Annotated in this window: 17 protein-coding genes, 1 other RNA gene, 1 pseudogene and 1 other annotated feature; of the genes and pseudogenes, 17 read left to right on the top strand and 2 right to left on the bottom strand. The window is 42.6% G+C overall.

What is annotated here, in order from left to right:
- Nucleotides 1-91 precede the first annotated feature (91 nt).
- The 6 genes and pseudogenes from MHI35_RS12280 to dtd form a co-directional block, all read left to right on the top strand.
- Nucleotides 92-457, top strand: a pseudogene (locus MHI35_RS12280) (cation:proton antiporter regulatory subunit); the annotation flags it as partial.
- Between the two features lie 51 nt (nt 458-508).
- Entirely contained in the window at nt 509-862 is a 354-nt protein-coding gene (locus MHI35_RS12275) for a LapA family protein (protein WP_144520766.1), read from the top strand.
- A gap of 81 nt (nt 863-943) precedes the next feature.
- On the top strand, nt 944-3,268 hold the full coding sequence (gene recJ / locus MHI35_RS12270; protein WP_211062950.1) for a single-stranded-DNA-specific exonuclease RecJ: 2,325 nt from the start codon (nt 944-946) through the stop codon (nt 3,266-3,268).
- A 23-nt stretch (nt 3,269-3,291) separates the two neighbouring features.
- Nucleotides 3,292-3,804 carry an adenine phosphoribosyltransferase gene (locus MHI35_RS12265; protein WP_003216770.1) on the top strand — a complete coding sequence of 171 codons (513 nt, stop codon included), beginning with the start codon at nt 3,292-3,294 and terminating at the stop codon, nt 3,802-3,804.
- A 142-nt stretch (nt 3,805-3,946) separates the two neighbouring features.
- Nucleotides 3,947-6,157, top strand: coding sequence for a RelA/SpoT family protein (locus MHI35_RS12260; protein WP_012010732.1), 2,211 nt, complete (start codon nt 3,947-3,949; stop codon nt 6,155-6,157).
- Nucleotides 6,158-6,175: 18 nt separating this feature from the next.
- A complete protein-coding gene (gene dtd / locus MHI35_RS12255; protein ID WP_144520760.1) occupies nt 6,176-6,619 on the top strand; it encodes a D-aminoacyl-tRNA deacylase in 444 nt (147 codons plus the stop codon).
- A 96-nt stretch (nt 6,620-6,715) separates the two neighbouring features.
- Here dtd and MHI35_RS12250 read toward each other — a convergent pair whose 3' ends face one another.
- Entirely contained in the window at nt 6,716-8,269 is a 1,554-nt protein-coding gene (locus MHI35_RS12250) for an N-acetylmuramoyl-L-alanine amidase (RefSeq protein WP_417892405.1), read from the bottom strand.
- 164 nt (nt 8,270-8,433) lie between these two features.
- On the opposite strand from MHI35_RS12250, the gene MHI35_RS12245 reads away from it, so the two are divergent.
- The 5 genes from MHI35_RS12245 (at nt 8,434) to MHI35_RS12225 (ending at nt 13,162) form a co-directional block, all read left to right on the top strand.
- Entirely contained in the window at nt 8,434-8,604 is a 171-nt protein-coding gene (locus MHI35_RS12245) for a YrzK family protein (RefSeq protein ID WP_003216250.1), read from the top strand.
- 58 nt (nt 8,605-8,662) lie between these two features.
- Nucleotides 8,663-8,902, top strand: a binding site (T-box leader).
- Between the two features lie 73 nt (nt 8,903-8,975).
- Nucleotides 8,976-10,250: a histidine--tRNA ligase gene (hisS, locus tag MHI35_RS12240; protein WP_211062952.1), complete on the top strand. Its 1,275-nt coding sequence runs from the start codon at nt 8,976-8,978 to the stop codon at nt 10,248-10,250.
- An 18-nt stretch (nt 10,251-10,268) separates the two neighbouring features.
- Entirely contained in the window at nt 10,269-12,047 is a 1,779-nt protein-coding gene (gene aspS, locus MHI35_RS12235; RefSeq protein WP_211062953.1) for an aspartate--tRNA ligase, read from the top strand.
- Nucleotides 12,048-12,124: 77 nt separating this feature from the next.
- Nucleotides 12,125-12,305, top strand: a non-coding RNA gene (ssrS, locus tag MHI35_RS12230) — 6S RNA.
- 92 nt (nt 12,306-12,397) lie between these two features.
- Complete coding sequence (locus MHI35_RS12225; protein ID WP_012010728.1) at nt 12,398-13,162, top strand: tRNA threonylcarbamoyladenosine dehydratase; 765 nt, start codon at nt 12,398-12,400, stop codon at nt 13,160-13,162.
- Between the two features lie 237 nt (nt 13,163-13,399).
- Here the strand turns inward: MHI35_RS12225 and MHI35_RS12220 are convergent, their stop codons facing one another.
- On the bottom strand, nt 13,400-14,665 hold the full coding sequence (locus tag MHI35_RS12220) for a replication-associated recombination protein A (protein WP_211062954.1): 1,266 nt from the start codon (nt 14,663-14,665) through the stop codon (nt 13,400-13,402).
- A gap of 209 nt (nt 14,666-14,874) precedes the next feature.
- On the opposite strand from MHI35_RS12220, the gene cymR reads away from it, so the two are divergent.
- The 6 genes from cymR (at nt 14,875) to MHI35_RS12190 (ending at nt 21,380) form a co-directional block, all read left to right on the top strand.
- A complete protein-coding gene (cymR, locus tag MHI35_RS12215) occupies nt 14,875-15,294 on the top strand; it encodes a cysteine metabolism transcriptional regulator CymR (protein WP_012010726.1) in 420 nt (139 codons plus the stop codon).
- Between the two features lie 18 nt (nt 15,295-15,312).
- Nucleotides 15,313-16,455 (top strand): cysteine desulfurase family protein, encoded by a 1,143-nt coding sequence (locus tag MHI35_RS12210; RefSeq protein ID WP_211062955.1) that lies wholly within the window; start codon nt 15,313-15,315, stop codon nt 16,453-16,455.
- A gap of 95 nt (nt 16,456-16,550) precedes the next feature.
- The gene (gene mnmA, locus MHI35_RS12205) at nt 16,551-17,669 is read left to right on the top strand and encodes a tRNA 2-thiouridine(34) synthase MnmA (protein WP_003216305.1); all 1,119 of its coding nucleotides are present in this window, start codon (nt 16,551-16,553) and stop codon (nt 17,667-17,669) included.
- Between the two features lie 60 nt (nt 17,670-17,729).
- Entirely contained in the window at nt 17,730-18,383 is a 654-nt protein-coding gene (locus MHI35_RS12200) for a tetratricopeptide repeat protein (protein WP_211062956.1), read from the top strand.
- 19 nt (nt 18,384-18,402) lie between these two features.
- Nucleotides 18,403-20,787: an SF1B family DNA helicase RecD2 gene (recD2, locus tag MHI35_RS12195; RefSeq protein WP_211062957.1), complete on the top strand. Its 2,385-nt coding sequence runs from the start codon at nt 18,403-18,405 to the stop codon at nt 20,785-20,787.
- Between the two features lie 134 nt (nt 20,788-20,921).
- Nucleotides 20,922-21,380 carry a PRC-barrel domain-containing protein gene (locus tag MHI35_RS12190; protein WP_249407355.1) on the top strand — a complete coding sequence of 153 codons (459 nt, stop codon included), beginning with the start codon at nt 20,922-20,924 and terminating at the stop codon, nt 21,378-21,380.
- Nucleotides 21,381-21,389: the final 9 nt, after the last annotated feature.

The raw sequence follows: 21,389 nt of genomic DNA, 5'->3' as shown, positions 1-21,389 counted from the left end.
TGGTCTTTTGCTATAATGACATACGTTTAGACCAGTATAGAAAGCAAGTGTCCGGTTTAGGCATTTTCTGGTATCTTGCTTAACGATGAAGAAGAGACAAATTGCAACGATCTTAGGCGGCATGGTATATAAGCCGAAAGCGCTTGAAACTGTAGAAGTAGACATTGATGAACTGATGATTGAATGGTTTAAGATTGAAAAGAATGCACCAGCTATTCAGCAAACAATCGGAAACCTCAATATCCGCCAAAACTATCAAGTAACAGTCATCGCTATCGTGAGAAAATCATATGAGAAAATGTTAAATCCAGGACCTGAAACGGTCATTGAAGAAGGGGATACCCTTGTTATTTCTGGAGAAAGACAAGAAATAAAGAACCTCATTAAAAGAAAAACTCAGCAGCTAATTCATGCCCATGCTGATAGATTTTCTTCCTATTTTTCTTTCTGTGTTTAAAAAGGACAATGAAAAGGGAAGAATAAAAGAAAAAGCTTGGGGGATATGTAGATGAATAAACAACAATGGACCATCATACTCGCATTTATTTTCGTATTAATTGTCTCAGTATTTGCCGTGATCAATGTGCGGCCAGTGCAAGTTGACTACTTATTTGGATCGGCTGAATGGCCGCTTATCCTTGTCATTATTGGTTCTGTGCTTATGGGCGGACTCATTGTGGCTTTTGCAGGGATTTTCCAAATTGTGAAACTAAAACGTGAACTAAAGGCTTTAAAAGCTGAGCGTGCAGCCACACCTGCACCTGCTGTTTCGAATAAAAAGATCGACAAAGACGTTCAAAAGAAACCGAATGTGACGCCTTTAAAAGAACAGCCAGCATCATTTGACCGGAAGGAAAAATAATCTTCCAGCACAATTTCATAAAATAAAAATTGAAACCCCTCAGGCCACTCTAGTATAATAGTGTGGTTGAGGGGTGAATTTATGTTATTATCCAAAATGCGCTGGGAATATGAACATCCAAGCGAAGAAAAAGTGAAATCACTCTCTGAAAATCTGAATATTTCAGCGCTGACTGCATCGCTTCTTGTAAAAAGAGGACTCGAAGAAGTAGAAGAAGCGAGGTCTTTTTTATTTGATCAAAAAGCCGAATTTTATGATCCATTTCTATTAAAAGGAATGAAAGAAGCAGTAGAGCGCATCAACAAAGCGATCGAAGAGCAGGAATCGATTGTGATCTTCGGAGACTATGATGCGGATGGTGTGACAAGTACATCTGTGCTTTTACATACATTAAAAGAGTTGTCTGCGAAAGTAGACTTTTATATTCCAGATCGATTTAAAGAAGGCTACGGGCCTAATGAACAGGCTTTTCGATATATCAAAGAGCAAGGTGCATCGCTTGTCATCACGGTCGATACAGGCATTGCAGCTGTTAATGAAGCACGTATTGCAAAAGAAATAGGGTTAGACCTGATTATTACAGATCACCATGAACCAAGTGAGGAGCTGCCTGAGGCACTTGCGATTGTCCATCCGAAGCAGCCAGGCTGTGAGTATCCCTTTAAAGAGCTTGCCGGTGTAGGTGTGGCGTTTAAAGTGGCGCATGCACTTCTTGGGAAACTACCAACTCAGCTGTTAGATCTTGCGGCGATTGGGACAATAGCGGATCTTGTGCCGCTTCATGATGAGAATAGATGGCTTGCTAAAAAAGGCCTTATGCAGCTTAGACAGTCGAATAGACCGGGGCTGAAGGCGTTATTGAAAGAAGCGGGCGCTACTCTTGAAGAAGCAAATGAGGAAACGGTCGGCTTTCAAATTGCGCCAAGGCTGAATGCTGTAGGACGAATTGAACAGGCAGATCCAGCTGTTCATCTTCTTATGACAGAGGATAAAGCTGAAGCAGAAGAACTCGCTCGTTTTGTACAAGAACTGAATAAAGAACGTCAAAAAATTGTGAGTAAGATTACAGAAGAAGCCATTCAAATGGTTGAAGAGACAGATAATGACCAGTCTGCCATTGTTGTAGCGAAAGCTGGCTGGAATCCGGGTGTTGTCGGAATTGTTGCTTCTAAATTGACGGATACATTTTCTCGTCCGGCGATTGTGCTTGGAATAGATGAAGAGACACAAATGGCAAAAGGATCAGCGCGGAGTATTCCTGGCTTCGATCTATTTTTCCATTTAAGCAAATGCCGCGACATTCTGCCGCATTTCGGTGGGCACCCGATGGCTGCGGGCATGACACTTCAAGCGGATGATGTTCCTTTACTAAGGGAAAGATTAAATCAATATGCGGATGAAACATTGACAGAAGAAGATTTTATTCCGATTCAGCGGGTCGATGCTGTATGTAAGGTAGACGAATTAACGGTTGAAGCGATTGAAGAAGTGGGGATGCTATCACCATTTGGCATGCAAAACCCAAAGCCTTTCATCATGATTGAAGATGCGAGACTTGAAGAAATCCGAACAATTGGAGCAAATCAGAATCACATTAAAATGTCTCTGAAAGATGAAGACAAGCTGCTTGACTGTGTCGGTTTTCATCAAGGTCAATTAAAAGAAGAAATTGTCACAGGTAGCCGTATTTCCGTCATTGGTGAAATGTCCATCAATGAATGGAATAACCGGAAGAAACCACAGCTCATGCTAAAAGATGCCCGAGTAGATGAATGGCAGTTGTTTGATTTGCGCGGCAAAAAGGATTGGGAAAAGACCATTTTCACGCTTGATCCAGAAAAATATGTGGTGGTCTGTTTTGATGAAGATACAAAACAGGAAGTCAATATCCCGATTCACCATGTCCACGCAGAAAATGTTTCAACATTCGATGTAGAAGGCAAGTATGTCGTTTTTGCAGATGTACCTGCAGATGAACACTTGCTAAGGCAGCTGTTAGAAAATCAAAAGCCAGCGAGAGTGTATACGGTTTTCCAAAGAAAAGAAGATCATTTCATGTCCTCTTTCCCTAGCCGTGATCAATTCAAATGGTTGTATGGCTTCTTGTTGAAACGAGGAAGTTTCCCTCTCAAGGAACAAGGAATGGAGCTTGCGAAACATAGAGGCTGGACAAAAGATACAATGATTTTTATGACAAAGGTGTTTTTTGAACTCGGTTTTGTTAAAATAGAGAATGGTGTGCTGTCAATAGTTCATGATGCCCCTAAAAAAGATTTAACGGCATCAGCATCCTATACAGCAAAACAACGATTGATGGAACTCGATCAAACACTAACTTATTCCTCAGCTAAAGAGCTGAAGGAATGGCTGAATAGCATGATGAGCGAAGTCTCACCTGTGCTTTGACGTACGAGGAGGAAAAGGAAAAGATGGATTTAAAACAATATGTGACAGTTGTACCTGACTACCCAAAGGAAGGTGTACAATTTAAAGATATTACAACGTTAATGGATAAAGGCGAAGTGTACCGTTATGCAACGGATCAAATCGTTGAATACGCGAAGGAAAGAGACATTGATCTCATTGTTGGACCTGAAGCGCGTGGATTCATTATTGGCTGTCCTGTAGCATACGCACTTGGTGTAGGTTTTGCACCGGTTCGTAAAGAAGGAAAGCTTCCTCGTGAAGTCGTTAAAGTTGAATACGGCTTAGAATATGGGAAAGATGTATTAACGATTCATAAAGATGCGATTCGTCCTGGTCAGCGTGTATTGATTACAGATGATTTACTTGCGACTGGTGGAACAATTGAAGCGTCCATCAAGCTTGTAGAAGAATTGGGCGGCGTTGTGGCAGGAATTGCATTCTTGATTGAGCTGACGTATCTGGATGGCAGAAAGAAGCTTGACGGTTACGACATCTTGACGTTAATGCAATACTAATGGAGTTTTACGAAAAAAGCACTCGGTAAGAAGGGTGCTTTTTTCCTATCAAAAATCTTTTAGCGGACTTCTTCTCTTTACATCTATCGAATTTTTCTTGATAATAAACTACAATACAGTTTTCATTTAAAAAGGTGATTCCATGGCGAACGAACAAGTTTTAACGGCGCAGCAGGTCATTGACAAGGCAAGAGAATACCTGTCCGCTGAACATATTCAATTTATAGAGCGAGCATATGAATATGCTGAAAATGCACATAAGGAGCAATACCGGAAGTCTGGTGAGCCTTATATTATCCATCCAATTCAAGTGGCGGGGATTCTTGTTGACCTTGAAATGGACCCATCGACCATTGCAGGCGGTTTCCTGCACGATGTTGTCGAGGATACAGATGTGACATTACAGGATTTAAAAGAGCATTTTAACGAAGAAGTTGCGATGCTTGTTGATGGTGTAACAAAGCTCGGGAAGATTAAATATAAATCACAAGAAGAACAGCAGGCCGAAAACCATCGAAAAATGTTTGTTGCAATGGCGCAGGATATACGCGTCATCTTGATTAAACTGGCAGATCGTTTGCACAATATGAGAACGCTCAAACACCTTCCTCAGGAAAAGCAGCGTAGAATTTCAAATGAAACCCTTGAAATTTTTGCACCGCTTGCGCACAGGTTAGGGATTTCAAAGATTAAGTGGGAGCTTGAAGATACAGCACTCCGTTACTTAAATCCGCAGCAATATTACCGGATCGTGAATCTCATGAAGCGCAAACGAGCGGAACGCGAGGAATACTTGGACGAGGTTGTCAATGAAGTAAAAGATCGTGTGTCAGAGGTAAATATCAAGGCTGAATTTTCCGGAAGACCAAAGCATATTTATAGTATTTATCGCAAAATGGTCCTGCAAAATAAGCAGTTTAATGAAATTTATGATCTACTGGCAGTTCGTATTTTGGTTGACAGCATTAAAGACTGTTATGCCGTGCTCGGGATTATCCATACATGCTGGAAGCCGATGCCAGGCAGGTTTAAGGATTATATTGCCATGCCAAAGCCGAATATGTACCAATCGCTCCATACAACAGTGATTGGACCAAAAGGTGATCCGCTTGAAGTTCAGATCCGTACAGTGGAAATGCATGAAATTGCAGAGTACGGAATTGCGGCGCACTGGGCATACAAAGAAGGAAAAGAGTCAGCAGAATCAACGGAGGAAGCGGTCTTCCAGAAGAAGCTTTCTTGGTTTAGAGAAATCCTTGAATTCCAAAATGAATCTACAGATGCAGAAGAATTTATGGAATCGTTAAAAATCGATCTCTTCTCTGATATGGTGTTTGTGTTTACACCAAAAGGAGACGTCATTGAACTGCCATCAGGTTCTGTTCCGATTGACTTTTCTTACCGGATTCACTCGGAAATTGGGAACAAAACGATCGGTGCGAAGGTCAACGGAAAGATGGTCACGCTCGATCATAAATTGAAAACAGGTGACATTATTGAAATTCTGACATCAAAGCACAGCTATGGACCAAGTCAGGATTGGGTGAAACTTGCCCAAACCTCCCAAGCGAAGCACAAGATCAGACAGTTTTTCAAAAAACAGCGCCGTGAAGAAAATGTCGAAAAAGGCCGAGAACTCGTGGAGAAAGAAATCAAAAACCTTGAGTTTGATGTCAAAGACATTCTGACAGCTGAAAACCTGCAAAAAGTGGCTGACAAATTTAATTTTTCAAACGAAGAGGACATGTATGCAGCGGTTGGTTATAACGGAATTACTGCACTCCAAGTCGCCAATCGTTTAACTGAAAAAGAAAGAAAACAAAGAGATCAAGAAGAACAAGAAAAAACGGTTCAAGAAGTGACTGTAGAGCCAAAGACATATCACGGGAAGAAACGAGAAGCAGGTGTAAGAGTCAAAGGGATAGATAACCTGCTTGTCCGCTTATCTAAGTGCTGTAATCCCGTTCCTGGTGATAGCATTGTTGGTTTTATTACGAAAGGCCGAGGCGTATCCGTTCACCGTGATGACTGTCCGAACGTGAAGACGGGAGAAGCGCAGGAACGGTTAATCCCGGTAGAGTGGGAGCATGAACAGCCTGCTCGAAACCGTAAAGAATACAATGTGGAAATTGAAATACTAGGATATGACAGACGCGGCTTACTCAACGAGGTGCTTCAAGCAGTCAACGAAACGAAAACGAACATCTCGTCAGTTTCTGGTAAGTCTGATCGTAACAAAGTGGCGACGATCCATATGGCGATCTTTATCCAAAACATTAACCATTTGCACAAAGTGGTAGAACGCATTAAACAAATCAAAGACATTTACTCTGTTCGCCGATTCATGAATTAGAAAGGAAGTATATCGTCTATGAGGCTTGTAGTGCAGCGTGTGACAAGTGCATCTGTGAAGGTAGAAGAAGAGATTACAGGTGCCATCAATGAAGGATATATGGTACTTGTTGGTGTCACACTTGAAGATACAGAAGAAGATGTGCATTATTTAGCTGATAAGCTTGCACATTTACGTATTTTTGAGGATGAAAACGGGAAAATGAATCATTCGTTATTGGATGTAAAAGGAAGCGTCCTGTCTGTGTCTCAGTTTACCCTTTACGGTGATACGAGAAAGGGCAGAAGGCCAAACTTTATGAAAGCAGCCAAGCCAGATGCTGCGAACGCCCTTTACGAATGTTTCAATAAAGCCCTTAGAGAAAAAGGTATTCATGTAGAAACTGGCCGCTTTGGCGCGATGATGGATGTGTCATTGACCAATTCAGGACCCGTGACCATCTGGATGGATAGCAAAGAATAGATTCACTTTAGACTGTAGATAAACTCTTGCAGGAGTTTGTTTAGAGTCTTTTTCTTTTGCGACAAAATAAAAAAGAGGCACGAAGGCCTCTTTTTTCTAGCGGAAATATTGTTTTAATCCTTCCGTCATTCCTTCTGTGACTCGTTCTTGGTAAGAGGCACTATAGATGATGGCTTCCTCCTGAGGATTGCTTAAATAACCGAGTTCATATAAAAGAGAAGGCCGTTTGTTTTCTCTTAACACAAAGTAATCTCCGAATTTCACACCCTTATCAGGGATTTGAGAGCGTTTAGCAACTTCTGTATGAACGTTTGTCGCTAATTGCTGGTCTTTTGCTGCTTGATAATAATACGCCGTACTTCCTCTGACACTTGGGTCCATAAAACTATCATAATGAAGACTAATAAATGCATCTGCATTTCTGTAATGAGATGTCGCAACCCTCGATTGAAGGCTAATAAAAGTATCTTCACTTCTAGTTAAATAAACATTTGCTCCAGAAGCCCTTAATTTGCCTGCCAGTAGATTGGCGGTTTTGATGGTAATGTTTTTCTCAAAGGCACCATCTGCGCCAATCGTGCCGCTGTCTTTTCCACCATGACCTGGATCAAGAACAATCGTTTTTCCTTTTAAAGAACCTGTTCCAGACGATGAATCCTGCTGTGGTCTTGGTGCCTCGCTGCTATTTTTATTCGTTTGAACGACCCAGCTTGCTACATAACCAGTTCCGCCGTTTGATAACGTCACCTCGTACCAGTCACCTTGCGTGCGAACAATTTGGTACGCAGCGCCTTTTGTGGCTCTTTCTGCAATCTGAGCAGAGGTAGAAGCACTTTTTCGAATGTTGGTGCCATCGTAGACAATGTACGCTTTCTTTTGAGAAGTCGAAGAAGATGAATTCTTTTCACCCGCCGAACTCGCTCCATTGCTTGTGACGATGTAATAGCTTGCTGCCCAGCCTTTCACACCTTTTGCCTCAATTTCATACCAGCCATTCTGCTCGCGCAAAATGGTAATCTGTGTGTTGCGTGCAAGTGAAGCGACGACTTGTGCATTTGGTGCCGCCGATTGCCTTACATTCAAGCTCGATACGCCAACTGTGCCTGTCTGTTTAGAGCGAGAGGACTCGCCAGAGCTTGATTGAGAAGCTTTTTGGCCGCCTGACACATAATCAGAGTGAACCCAGCCTACTGCTTGTTTATACGAAATTTTTGTCCATTCGCCGCTTGTCTGCAGCTTTTTACCGGAAGCGCCTTGCGGGAAAGTTCCGACGACTTGATAGGAAGTCCCAGGGCCTGTCCGTATGCGAAGGTCAGAGGCTGTCGATGTAATGGAACTGCTGCCTGCTGAGCTTTGATTTTGCGTCTTTGGCTTAGCAGCCTTTTGTCCGCCAGATGATGTTGTAATCAGCCATGAGACGACCCAGCCTTTTTGACCGTTCGAAAGCCCGATCTGTACCCATTCGCCTTGTTTCGTGAGAATGGGATAGCTTTCTCCGCGCTTCACAACAGCCGCGATTCCATAGCTTAAGCCAGGACCTGTTCTCACATTGATTTCATCTGTAGCGACCACAGCTTGATCTGTTTGTGCTGTAGCATGTGCCATCGGCAAAGTACTTGCGATGAGAACAAAACAGGTAAGAAGCATCATGATTTGATTGTGTTTTTTTAGATTCAAAACGGTGTTTTCCCCTCCCTTGTAAAACCGGTGAATGTAAATTCGTTATGTAATGGATGAATTCCTTGCAGTTTCCCTAATAAAAATGAATCAATCTGTTTATACTAAATAAAAACGTGATAAAAGGATGTACAAACATGAGATTAAGCAGAAAATTAGGACGAGTGCAATATAATGGACATCGTGATATCGATCGCTGGCAGCACGATGAAATGGATCAACCAGGCTTCCTTGAAGAAACCGCATCTGAATACGGATGTACGTCAAAAGAAGAGCTGGAAAAGAAAAAGAGGCACGGCAAGGGTTGACAGAGTGGCAGCACCGACCTTATTATAATATAAATCAACACACTTGAAAATTTAAAATGTGGAACTGATGATAGAGAATAGTAGGGTAAATTGCGTGAGCAGAGAGGAATCGCCTTAGGCTGAAAGCGAATCCGCATGGCATTTATCACGAAAGAACACTCTGTAGGTTTCCTGCTGAACGCTCTAAAAATGAGTCAATAGGCGGAGAACGTGAATCTGCGTTAAGGATTTGAGCGGGAACATGGCTAGAGCATGTTCCAACTAGGGTGGCACCACGGGTATAACTCTCGTCCCTACTATACACATAGTAGAGGCGGGGGTTTTTTATATGTCCACATAAAAAATGAATGATGGTCGTAGGAGGACGAAAAATGAGTTTTAATATTCCAAGAGGCACACAGGATATTTTACCTGGAGAGTCAGAACGCTGGCAGTATGTTGAACAAATTGCAAGAGATACATGTGCAGCCTTTCAATACAAAGAAATCCGCACACCGATTTTTGAGCATACAGAGCTGTTTGCACGGGGAGTAGGCGAATCAACCGATATCGTTCAAAAAGAGATGTATACATTTGAAGATAAAAAGGGACGCAGCATCACCCTTCGTCCAGAGGGGACAGCATCAACTGTACGTTCTTATGTAGAAAATAAATTATTTGCACAACCAGCGCAGCCAACAAAGCTGTATTACATCGGGCCAATGTTCCGCTATGAACGTCCGCAAACGGGAAGATATCGTCAATTTTATCAGTTTGGGATTGAAGCGATCGGTTCAAAGGATCCAGCCATTGATGCAGAAGTGATTTCCCTTGCGATGAGTGTTTATGAGAAAGCAGGTCTTTCTAACTTAAAGCTTGTCATTAACAGCCTTGGTGACAAAGAGAGCCGTGCAGACTACCGCGAGGCACTTGTTAAGCACTTTGAGCCAAGAATCGATGAATTCTGTCATGACTGTCAAACTCGTTTACATCAAAATCCGTTGCGAATTCTTGATTGTAAAAAGGATCGTGACCACGAATTGATGGCAACGGCTCCATCCATTCAAGATTACTTAAATGATGAATCACGGACTTATTTTGAAAAGGTGAAACAATACTTAACAGATATAAGCGTTGAATATGTCGTCGATCCGAACTTGGTGCGTGGTCTTGATTACTACAATCACACAGCATTTGAGATCATGAGTAATGCTGAAGGCTTTGGTGCGATTACCACATTAGCCGGCGGTGGCCGATATGATGGACTTGTTGAAGGAATTGGCGGTCCTGAATCACCAGGAATTGGTTTTGCTATGAGTATTGAGCGTTTCCTATCAGCAATCGATGCTGAAGGAATTGATCTTCCACTGCAAGATGGCATTGATCTATACATTGCTGCACTAGGTGATGATGCGAAAGATTACGCTGTTTCATTATTAAATCGTCTGAGAAAAGAAGGCATTTCAAGTGAAATGGACTATACAGGGAAGAAATTAAAAGGACAATTTAAAGCGGCTGATCGATTGAAAGCCAAGTTTATAGCTGTCCTTGGTGAAGATGAGCTCGCGCAGCACATTGTGAATGTAAAAGATACGACAACGGGTGAACAAATTGAAGTGAAGCTTGATGAGCTGATTCAAATGATGAAGGCACACAAGAAGGCGTAAAGAAGGAGTGGAATGTTTGTGTTTGGTAGAACTTTTTATTGTGGAGAAGTAACAGAAGACCAAATCGGTCAAACCGTTGTATTAAAAGGATGGGTTCAAAAAAGACGTGACCTTGGCGGATTAATCTTTATCGATCTTCGTGACCGTACAGGAATTGTACAAGCGGTTTTCAATCCAGACCTTTCAAAAGAGGCGCTTGAGACAGCAGAATCGATTCGTAATGAATATGTCCTTGATATTAAAGGAACGGTTGTGGCGAGAGAAGAAGCAACAATCAATCCAAATCTAAAAACAGGGAAAATTGAAATACAAGTCGAAACGGTCAGCGTGTTAAATGAAGCGAAGACTCCTCCTTTTGTGATTTCAGATCAAGCGGATGAGGTATCAGAAGATGTGCGCCTTAAATACCGTTACTTAGACCTTCGCCGTCCTGCTATGTTTGAAACGATGAAAATGCGACATGAAGTCACGAGGGCATTCCGCCATTTCCTAGATGATAACGGCTTCCTAGATATTGAAACACCAATCTTAACAAAAAGTACGCCAGAGGGTGCACGTGACTATCTTGTTCCAAGCCGTGTACATGAAGGAGAGTTCTATGCCTTGCCTCAGTCCCCGCAATTATTTAAACAATTGCTAATGGTCTCAGGTATGGATCGTTATTATCAAATTGCCCGCTGCTTTAGAGATGAAGACTTACGTGCTGACCGTCAGCCGGAATTCACACAAGTCGATATCGAAATGTCCTTTATGAGTCAAGAGGACATTATGACGCTTGCTGAAGAGATGATGGCAAAGGTGATGAAAGATGTCAAAGGCGTAGATCTGACATTGCCATTACCACGTATGACATATGATGAAGCGATGAATTCTTATGGTTCTGATAAACCAGATACACGTTTTGAGATGAAGCTTGTCAACATTTCAGACACGGTAAAAGACTCTGACTTCAAAGTCTTTAGCGGAGCTGTGAAAAATGGTGGAGCTGTGAAAGCCATCAATGTCAAAGGAGCTGCAGCGAACTACTCAAGAAAAGACATTGATGCCCTTGGTGCATTTGCAGCGAACTACGGTGCAAAAGGTCTAGCTTGGCTTAAAGCAGAAGGGCCAGAATTAAAAGGACCGATTGCTAAATTCTTTGACGAAGCAAAGCAAGTAGAATTAAAAGAGCAACTGCAAGTCGAAGAAGGCGACCTTTTACTTTTTGTTGCAGATAAGACGTCTGTTGTCCATGACGCACTTGGCGCCCTTCGCCTAAAACTCGGCAAAGAGCTTGAACTCATTGATGAGTCTCAATTCAACTTCTTATGGGTTGTTGATTGGCCGCTGCTTGAAAAAGATGAAGAAGAAGGCCGTTTCTATGCTGCCCATCATCCTTTCACAATGCCAGTACGCGACGACCTTGAATTAATTGAGACAAGCCCAGAAGACATGAAGGCACAGGCTTACGATCTTGTCCTAAATGGCTATGAGCTTGGCGGAGGTTCGATTCGTATTTTCGAAAAGGACATTCAAGAAAAAATGTTTAGCTTACTTGGCTTTTCAAAAGAAGAGGCTTATGAACAATTCGGCTTCCTTCTAGATGCTTTTGAGCACGGTGTTCCTCCGCACGGCGGAATCGCACTCGGTCTTGACCGCTTAGTGATGCTGCTTGCTGGCCGCTCTAACCTAAGAGACACGATTGCGTTCCCGAAAACGGCAAGTGCGAGCTGCGTGCTAACAGATGCTCCAGGCCATGTGAGCGAGGCGCAGCTTGATGAGTTAAGCTTAGCCATTAAAACAAAAGTAAAACAGTAAAATAGACGCATATATATAGGCATGTAAACGCTTGAAAAAGCGTCATGCCTATGATATGCTTTCTTCAATCAATAAATAAAGTCCTGATACGTACGGTGGTTACCTAGTTTTGACCGAACATTTTTTTATACGGGAGCTTGCCTTTCCTTTCTGCATAAATGCCTCTTTAGAGGACTTATAAAGTCAGGAAGAAAGCACCCACCTGCATGGTGCGGGGTTCAAAACGAAGGAAAAGCTGGCGGCGTTGTCGGGACTTTTTTGTGTTTTTTTCGTTTACAGAAGGATGACGGAGAAGTCTGAATATGATATGATTCTTTCGATTCATTTTAAATAAAGGTGGAGTGAGGCACTTGTTACATCAGTTTTCAAGAAACGAGCTTGCCATTGGCAAGGAAGGCTTAAATATACTAAAAAACAGTACAGTTGCAGTGCTTGGTGTGGGAGGCGTTGGCTCATTTGCAGTTGAGGCACTCGCTCGTTCAGGCGTTGGCCGTATTGTTCTTGTTGATAAAGATGATATTGATATTACAAATGTAAATCGTCAGCTGCCAGCATTGCTTTCAACAGTTGGTCAGCCAAAGGTTGACTTAATGCAGGCGAGAATCGCTGATATTAATCCAGAATGTGAAGTGGTTGCGCTCAAGATGTTTTATACAGAGGAAACATATGAGCAATTTTTTGAATATCCGCTTGATTATGTCATCGATGCATCAGATACGATTCACTATAAAATTCATTTAATGAAAGAGTGTCTGAAACGAGGTGTGAACATCATTTCGAGTATGGGAGCTGCAAACAAAACAGATCCGACTCGCTTCAAAATTGATGACATTTCAAAAACCCATACCGACCCAATTGCAAAAGTCGTGAGAACGCGTCTACGAAAAGAAGGGATTCGTAAAGGAATTGAAGTCATTTTCTCTGACGAAAGTCCGATTGTCATTCGTGAAGATGTTAGAAAAGAAGTTGGAAATGATGAAGCGAAGATTCGCAAGGCACAAATGCCGCCATCTTCCAATGCATTCGTCCCATCTGTTGCAGGACTGATCATGGGTGGTCATGTTATTATGCAGCTTTTGAAAGATATTCCAATTACACGTGTGAAGGATAAATAAACAGCCACCTGCTAATTAGGCAGGGGCCAGCGTGTAGACAAACCCTCGCATTCGGTGTCAGATATGTGCTTCGGTGCTCACGAATGTTCAATTCGCTCCGCTCCGATGCTCGTCCTTCCTAGGGCTGCAAAGGTTTTCTATCACGCTGAAAAGAAGACAAAGGGCTAAAATCAAGATCATTTTAGCCCTTTGTCAACAATCTGACAGCCCCCCTGCTAATTAGGCAGGGGGCTTTTTTTATTTTTGGCGTTTTAAATTCTCATATACTTGTTTCAGTGCGCCTTCAAATTTGCCTGTTTGCTTCGGTTCATAGTATTGCTTGTTTTTCAGCGGATCAGGTAGGTACTGCTGCTTCACCCAGCCGTTTTCATAATCGTGTGGATATAAGTAGTCGACACCTCTACCGAGTGCTGTAGCTCCTTTGTAGTGAGCATCTTTTAAATGAACAGGGATTTCACCTATTTTCCCTGAACGAATGTCACCAAGTGCCGCATCGATTGCCTTATATGCTGAGTTGGACTTAGGAGAAAGACACAGTTCAATGACTGCATTAGCCAGCGGAATTCGTGCTTCTGGGAAACCGACTCTTTCTGCTGTCTGAACAGCGCTTAACACACGAGGTCCAGCTTGAGGACTAGCTAAGCCAATATCTTCGTAAGCCATCACGAGTAGCCTTCTTGAAATGCTTTCAAGGTCTCCTGCTTCAATCAGTCTGGCAAGGTAATGTAGTGCCGCATCTGCGTCCGATCCTCTAATGGATTTTTGAAAAGCCGAGAGGACATCATAATGAGCATCACCATTCTTATCATGTGAGAAGCTCTTTTTTTGTAAACATTCTTCTGCTGCGGCAAGAGTGATCATAATATGCCCAGCTTCATCTGCTTTTGTCGATAAGACAGCTAGCTCTAACGCATTTAAAGCAGAGCGTACATCTCCGCCGCATCCGTTGGCAAAATGATGCATCGCTTCATCGTCCACTGTCACCTCATAACCGCCAAGTCCGCGATGTTCATCCTGTAATGCTCTTGTTAATGCAGCCTTGATTTGCTCTGTTTCAAGCGGTTTTAGCTCAAATATTTGTGTCCGGCTCCGGATGGCAGGATTAATTGCATGATAAGGGTTAGCCGTCGTTGCACCAATTAAAATGATCATGCCATTTTCTAAATAAGGAAGAAGAAAATCTTGCTTTCCTTTATCAAGCCTGTGAACCTCGTCTAAAATGAGGATGACCTGGCCGCTCATTTTCGCTTCAGCGGCGACAGCTTCCATATCCTTTTTGTTATGAATGACCGCATTCAATGTCCGAAACGCAATGCTTGTACTGCCAGCGATCGCCGTCGCAATTGATGTTTTGCCGATGCCCGGCGGTCCATATAAAATCATCGAGGATAAATGTTTTGCCTCGACCATTCGTCTAATAATTTGACCTTCTCCAACGAGATGCTCCTGCCCAATGATGTCTTCAATATGACTTGGGCGCATCCGGTACGCTAAAGGTTTCATGATTATCTCTCCTAAAGCAATGTCTTGTTTGTATAGAGTACCGAAATTTCTTCAAATAGAAAAGGGATCCGTCCTCTTATAGCGGCTAGAACCGGCAAATGAAAGTTGGCTAAAAGTATGATATAATTGCTTTTGGTCTATATATCAGCGTATATGAAATCAGAAAAAATAATTGATGACATAGAATAGAAAACGCAGAGGTGTTTAACTTGAAAATTTCAACTAAAGGCAGATATGGTCTAACGATCATGATCGAATTAGCCAAAAAACATGGCGAAGGCCCTACTTCATTAAAATCAATCGCTCAAAACAATAATTTGTCTGAGCATTATTTAGAGCAGCTTGTATCACCACTTCGGAATGCCCGTCTTGTGAAAAGTATTCGCGGTGCATATGGCGGCTATGTTCTTGCACATGAACCAAACGAGATCACAGCCGGTGATATTATTCGTGTATTAGAAGGACCGATTAGTCCTGTCGAAGTTATCGAAAACGAAGAACCAGCAAAGCGTGAACTTTGGATTCGAATTCGTGATGCAGTAAAAGATGTACTAGACAATACAACTCTTGAAGACTTGGCAAGTTATACAGATGACGGGAATCAAGACGCGTATATGTTCTATATTTAGATCAGAGGTGTACCGGAAATGGAACGAATCTATTTAGATCATGCGGCCACAACGCCGATGGATCAGCGTATCGTGGACAAGATGATCCCTTACTTTACAGAGATATTTGGCAATCCTTCTAGTATTCATTCATATGGGCGCGAGGCAAGAAAGTGGCTTGATGAAGCAAGAGAAGTGATTGCAGGAGAGTTACACTGTAAACCACAGGAGGTCATCCTCACAAGTGGAGGAACAGAGGCGGACAACCTGGCGATTACAGGTGTGGCTATGGCAAGACAGCATGAAGGAAAACATATCATCACAGCAAAAACAGAGCATCATGCGGTGCTGCACACATGTGAACGCCTAGAGAAGCTAGGATTTGATGTGACATATTTAGATGTGGATGAAACAGGATTGATTCATCTTGAACAACTAAAACAGGCGCTAAGAGATGATACGATTCTTGTGACTATCATGTACGGCAACAATGAAACAGGTGTAATTCAACCAATCAAAGAAATTGGAGAGCTCATGCACCATCACACTGCGCATTTTCATACAGACGCCGTGCAGGCGTTTGGAACAATGCCAATCGATGTAGCAGACCTTCATATTGATCTTTTATCTGCTTCTGGTCATAAGCTAAATGGTCCAATGGGAACTGGCTTTTTATATGTAAACGAAGGCGTGAAACTTTCTCCGCAATTGTTCGGTGGAGAACAAGAAAGAAAACGCCGTGCTGGCACAGAGAATGTGGCAGGGATCGTGGGACTTGCAGAGGCTGTTCAATTAACGAAGCAAAATAGAAGAGAAAAAGCCATGCATTATGGTAAGCTCAAAGAAATCATGTTGCAAGTATTTGAAGAGGAATCACTTACTTTCTCTATCAATGGGCATCCGAAAGAGACATTGCCTCATATTTTAAATGTTCATTTCCCGGGTGTTTCCATCGAATCGTTACTTGTGAATTTAGATATGGAAGGAATTGCTGTTTCAAGTGGATCTGCATGTACGGCTGGATCCGTCCTTCCTTCGCACGTGTTAAGCGCCATGTATGGTGAAGAAGCAGACAAGCTGACGTCCTCAGTCAGAATAAGCTTCGGTCTTGGGAATGAAGAGGATCATGTGAAGCAGGCAGCGCGTAAGATAGCAGCTGTTGTCAAACGCTTAGCCAAATAAACGTTCCTCTTTTGTTCGTGTGTGAAAAATGAAACAGCCAAGCACCTGAAGAACGAAACGCACATGCTGTTTCATTGAAAATGGAGTTGATGAAGATGACAAAAAGACCAGAAGACACAAGAGTTGTGGTCGGTATGTCCGGAGGAGTCGATTCATCAGTTGCCGCTCTTATGCTAAAAGAGCAAGGCTATGATGTGATCGGCATATTTATGAAAAACTGGGATGACACAGATGAAAATGGTGTGTGTACAGCAACGGAGGATTATGAGGATGTCATCCGCGTCTGTAACCAAATTGGAATCCCTTATTATGCAGTGAATTTTGAAAAGCAATATTGGGACAAAGTGTTTCAATATTTCCTTGATGAATATAAAGCAGGCAGAACGCCAAACCCAGATGTCATGTGTAACAAAGAAATTAAGTTTAAAGCGTTTCTTGAGCATGCATTGTCACTCGGTGCGGATTATTTAGCAACAGGTCACTATGCGCGTGTCGACAGAACTGGCGATGAAGTTAAAATGCTTAGAGGTCTTGATGCGAACAAAGACCAAACGTATTTCTTAAATCAGCTGACTCAGGAACAGCTTGATAAAGTCATGTTCCCAATCGGTGATTTAGAGAAGAAAAGGGTTCGTGAATTGGCAAAAGAAGCAGAGCTCGCAACCGCAACGAAAAAAGATTCAACGGGTATTTGCTTTATCGGGGAAAGAAACTTTAAAACGTTCCTCAGTCAATATTTGCCTGCTCAGCCTGGCGTGATGCAGACAATGGACGGAGAAGTCAAAGGGGAGCACGATGGACTGATGTATTACACGATCGGTCAGCGCCAAGGTCTTGGCATTGGCGGCAGCGGTGATCCTTGGTTTGTTGTAGGAAAAGACTTGGAACAAAATATTTTGTTTGTCGAACAAGGTTTCCATAACCCACTTTTATATTCTGAAAGCATTTCAGCCGTCAATATTAGCTGGACTCGTCCTCATATTGTCGGTGAAAACGGTGAATTAACATGCACAGCTAAATTCAGATACCGTCAAGAAGATCACCATGTGAAGGTCAAAATGACTGGTGAGCAAGAAGCGATGGTCATCTTTGATGAACCCGTTCGTGCGGTCACACCAGGACAAGCGGTTGTCTTTTATGATGGCGACGAATGTCTTGGCGGCGGAACAATTGACGATGTCTTTAAGGACGGCCAAAAGCTGTCGTACGTGTAACATGTTTTCAAAACCTCAACGTCGCTGTTGAGGTTTTTTAATGAAAGGATGAGAGAGCGAATGAATCATAACGAAATCGGCATAGAAGCCTTAAATCAGGGGAACATCGAAAAAGCGGCGGAAGCTTTTACGAAAGCCATTGAAGAAAGCCCGAAAGACCCGGTTCCATATATTAACTTTGCGAACTTGCTTTCAAGCATCAATGAATTTGAACGTGCGTTAAATTTCTTTCAAAAAGCAATTGAACTTGATCACGCCGCAGCTGCAGCCTATTACGGGGCAGGAAATGTATACACATTAAAAGAAGACTTTATGAAAGCAAAAGACTATTTTGAACAAGCACTAAAAGCGGGCATGGAAAATAGTGATTTATTTTATATGCTGGGGCAGACGCTCATCAAATTAGAGCAGCCGAAGCTTGCGATGCCTTATCTTCAGCGTGCCATTGAACTGAATGAAGATGATAATGAAGCAAGATTTCAATTTGGCATGTGCTTAGCTAATGAACAATTGCTGGAAGAAGCGGTGAAGGTCTTTACCGAGGTGATTGCGCGTGATCTGCAGCATGCAGATGCCTTTTATAATTTAGGGGTTGCGTATGCATACTTAGAGAAAAAAGACGAAGCGCTTGAGATGCTAGGAAAGGCCATTGATGTGCAGCCTGACCATATGCTGGCACTACATGCGCAAAAGCTGATTCAAGAGGCAGAATAGACGGAAGGAGGGAAGACCTGTGCAGGAACATCCAGATCAAATGAAGCTTGAGGACGAACCGTTTTTAAAGGGGACAGTTCAAGCCGTTATTTTCCATAATGAAAGTAATTTATACTCGGTGTTAAAGGTGAAAGTCATTGAAACATCGGAAAACTTAGAGGAAAAAACAGCATCTGTCACAGGCTACTTCCCAGCACTTCATGAGGAAGAAACTTACACCTTCTATGGCAAAGTCACAAGCCATCCGAAGTTTGGTGAACAGTTTCAGGCGACTCATTTTCAAAAGGAAGTACCAACAACAAAGCAAGGAATAATCCATTATCTTTCAAGTGATTTATTTGAGGGGATAGGCAAAAAGACAGCGGAAGAAATTGTAGGAAAGCTTGGCAGTGAGACGCTTCATAAAATTATGCGTGACCCAGCGGTTTTGTATGACGTTCCGCGCTTATCAAAAAAGAAGGCAGATAAGCTGGCTGCAGCGCTCCAGGAGCATCAAGGATTGGAACAAATCATGATTAGCCTGAATCAATACGGCTTTGGTCCGCAGCTCAGTATGAAGATTTATCAAGTGTACGAGAGTGAGACGCTACAGAAGATTGAAGAAAACCCGTATCAACTCGTCAAGGATGTTGAAGGGATCGGATTTATTAAGGCGGATGAACTTGGCGCTAGAACCGGCATCTCAGGAAGTGACCCAGAGCGAATCCGTGCAGCCTTGCTTTATACAGTGGAGACAGCCAGTCTTCAGGACGGTCATACGTACATACAAACAAAGGATTTGATCGTTGAAACCCGAAAACTACTCAATCAGACAGGAAATGAGTACAAAGTGACGGAAATGGACGTCGCCAATCAGATCATTGCACTTGGCGAAGGGAAAGACATGATCATTGAAGATGAGCGCTGCTATCATCCGTCCTTATTTTATGCCGAGCAAAGTGTCGCGAAACGTATACAAAAAATCGTCTCCCAAACGGAATATGCAGATCAATTTCCTGAATCAGAATTCCTTCTAGCCCTTGGTGAACTAGAGGAACGGCTAGGCGTCCAATATGCGCCGACACAAAAAGAAGCGATTCAAAAGGCACTCATGTCCCCAATGCTGCTTTTAACAGGCGGACCTGGGACTGGGAAGACAACAGTCATTAAAGGGATTGTTGAGCTTTACAGCGATCTTCATGGTGTATCACTTGACCCAAGTGATTATAAAAAGGATGAATCCTTCCCATTTGTGCTTGCGGCACCAACTGGACGAGCAGCTAAACGGATGACAGAATCAACAGGGCTTCCAGCTGTGACGATTCATCGGCTGCTTGGTTGGAACGGATCAGAGGGATTTTCTCATGATGATGAACAGCCGATTGAAGGAAAGCTTGTCATCATTGATGAATCAAGTATGCTAGATATTTGGCTTGCGAATCACTTGTTTAAAGCCATTCCTGACCATATACAAGTGATCATGGTGGGGGATGAACATCAGCTTCCGTCTGTCGGACCAGGCCAGGTGTTAAGAGACTTGCTTGCATCACAAGCCGTGCCAGCTGTTACCCTAACAGATATTTACCGGCAGGCAGACGGCTCCAGCATTGTTGAACTTGCACATGATATGAAAAATGGTGTCCTACCAAAGGATATTACCGCACGTTCAAAGGATCGATCTTTCATCAAATGCTCAGCTGATCAAATGAAAGAAGTGATTGAGAAAGTCGTCAGCAATGCTGCTCAAAAAGGCTATTCAGCTAAAGACATTCAAGTGCTTGCGCCCATGTATAAAGGAAAAGCAGGCATTAATGAGCTCAATAAAATGCTGCAGCACATTTTGAATCCTAAAAAACCAAAAGGTCGAGAAATTCCTTTTGGTGATGTGGTGTACCGGACTGGTGATAAAGTGCTTCAGCTTGTGAATCAGCCAGAGAACAATATTTTTAACGGAGATATTGGCGAAATTGTCTCGATTTTTTATGCGAAAGAAAACACAGAAAAAGAAGATATGGCTGTGATCTCCTTTGATGGGAATGAAATCACTTTTACTAAAAAGGATTTTCATCAATTTACACACGCCTATTGTTGCTCTATCCACAAATCACAAGGCAGTGAATTCCCTATCGTGGTACTACCAGTCGTGAGAAGTTACTACAGAATGCTTCGGCGAAATTTGCTGTACACAGCCATTACACGAAGTAAAAAGTTTTTAATCCTGTGCGGCGAGGAATCAGCACTAGAGTGGGGCGTGAAAAACAATGAGGATTCCCTCAGACAAACGTCCTTAACGATGCGGCTCGTGCAAACCGAAGAGATTATGGATGCGGAGCTTGCAGCACTTCAAAGAGAACTGCCGTTTAGCGTGCATGATGCAAATATTGGTATGGAGGGAATCACTCCATTTGATTTTATGCATGAATAAAAGGCTTCCAGATGGAAGTCTTTTTAGCATGAAAAGAAATTCGCATATTTCGTTCATGGAAGCCATTTCTTCGTATGAGTCTTGAAGCAAACGCACACGATAAGACTGTTCCGCAAAAGGTGGTTGAGCACATTTTGAGAACATGTCGAGAGCTTGAAGGAATGTCAATCTATACTGGTGAAACGTCTCATTCACTTGGTTCCATAAAAGATATTTGTTTATTAGCCGGGGGCAGCTGCGGAGGATATGTATTAGATGGGAAAAAGAAAGACTGTGCCTTCATTCCATTCTCGGCTGGGGATCAGCTGACAGACAAAGGCTTATATGTGAGCTGCCTAGAGGGAGTAGGCATGGATTCCTCCGCCCCATCCCTCTTATTTTCGAAATTAAAAAAGAAAATGATGCAGTCGCCAGACGGTGAAAATTTAGGCATTTTGGAAGATGTATACTTTTGCACAAATTCGGGCACAATCGTAGCATATGAACTCTCGGACGGCTTCTTTACAGAGCTATCAGGGATTCGAAAACAGCTTCAGGCTGCCGGAACCTTGATCAATGTTCAAAAGGAAGCACTTGTTCTAAACCGAACGTAAAGAGGTGCT

This window comes from Bacillus sp. FSL K6-3459 (genome assembly GCF_038003305.1).
Classification (GTDB): domain Bacteria; phylum Bacillota; class Bacilli; order Bacillales; family Bacillaceae; genus Bacillus; species Bacillus pumilus_O.
Note: the sequence above shows the minus strand (reverse complement) of the source record. Positions and strands in the feature narration are given on the sequence as shown.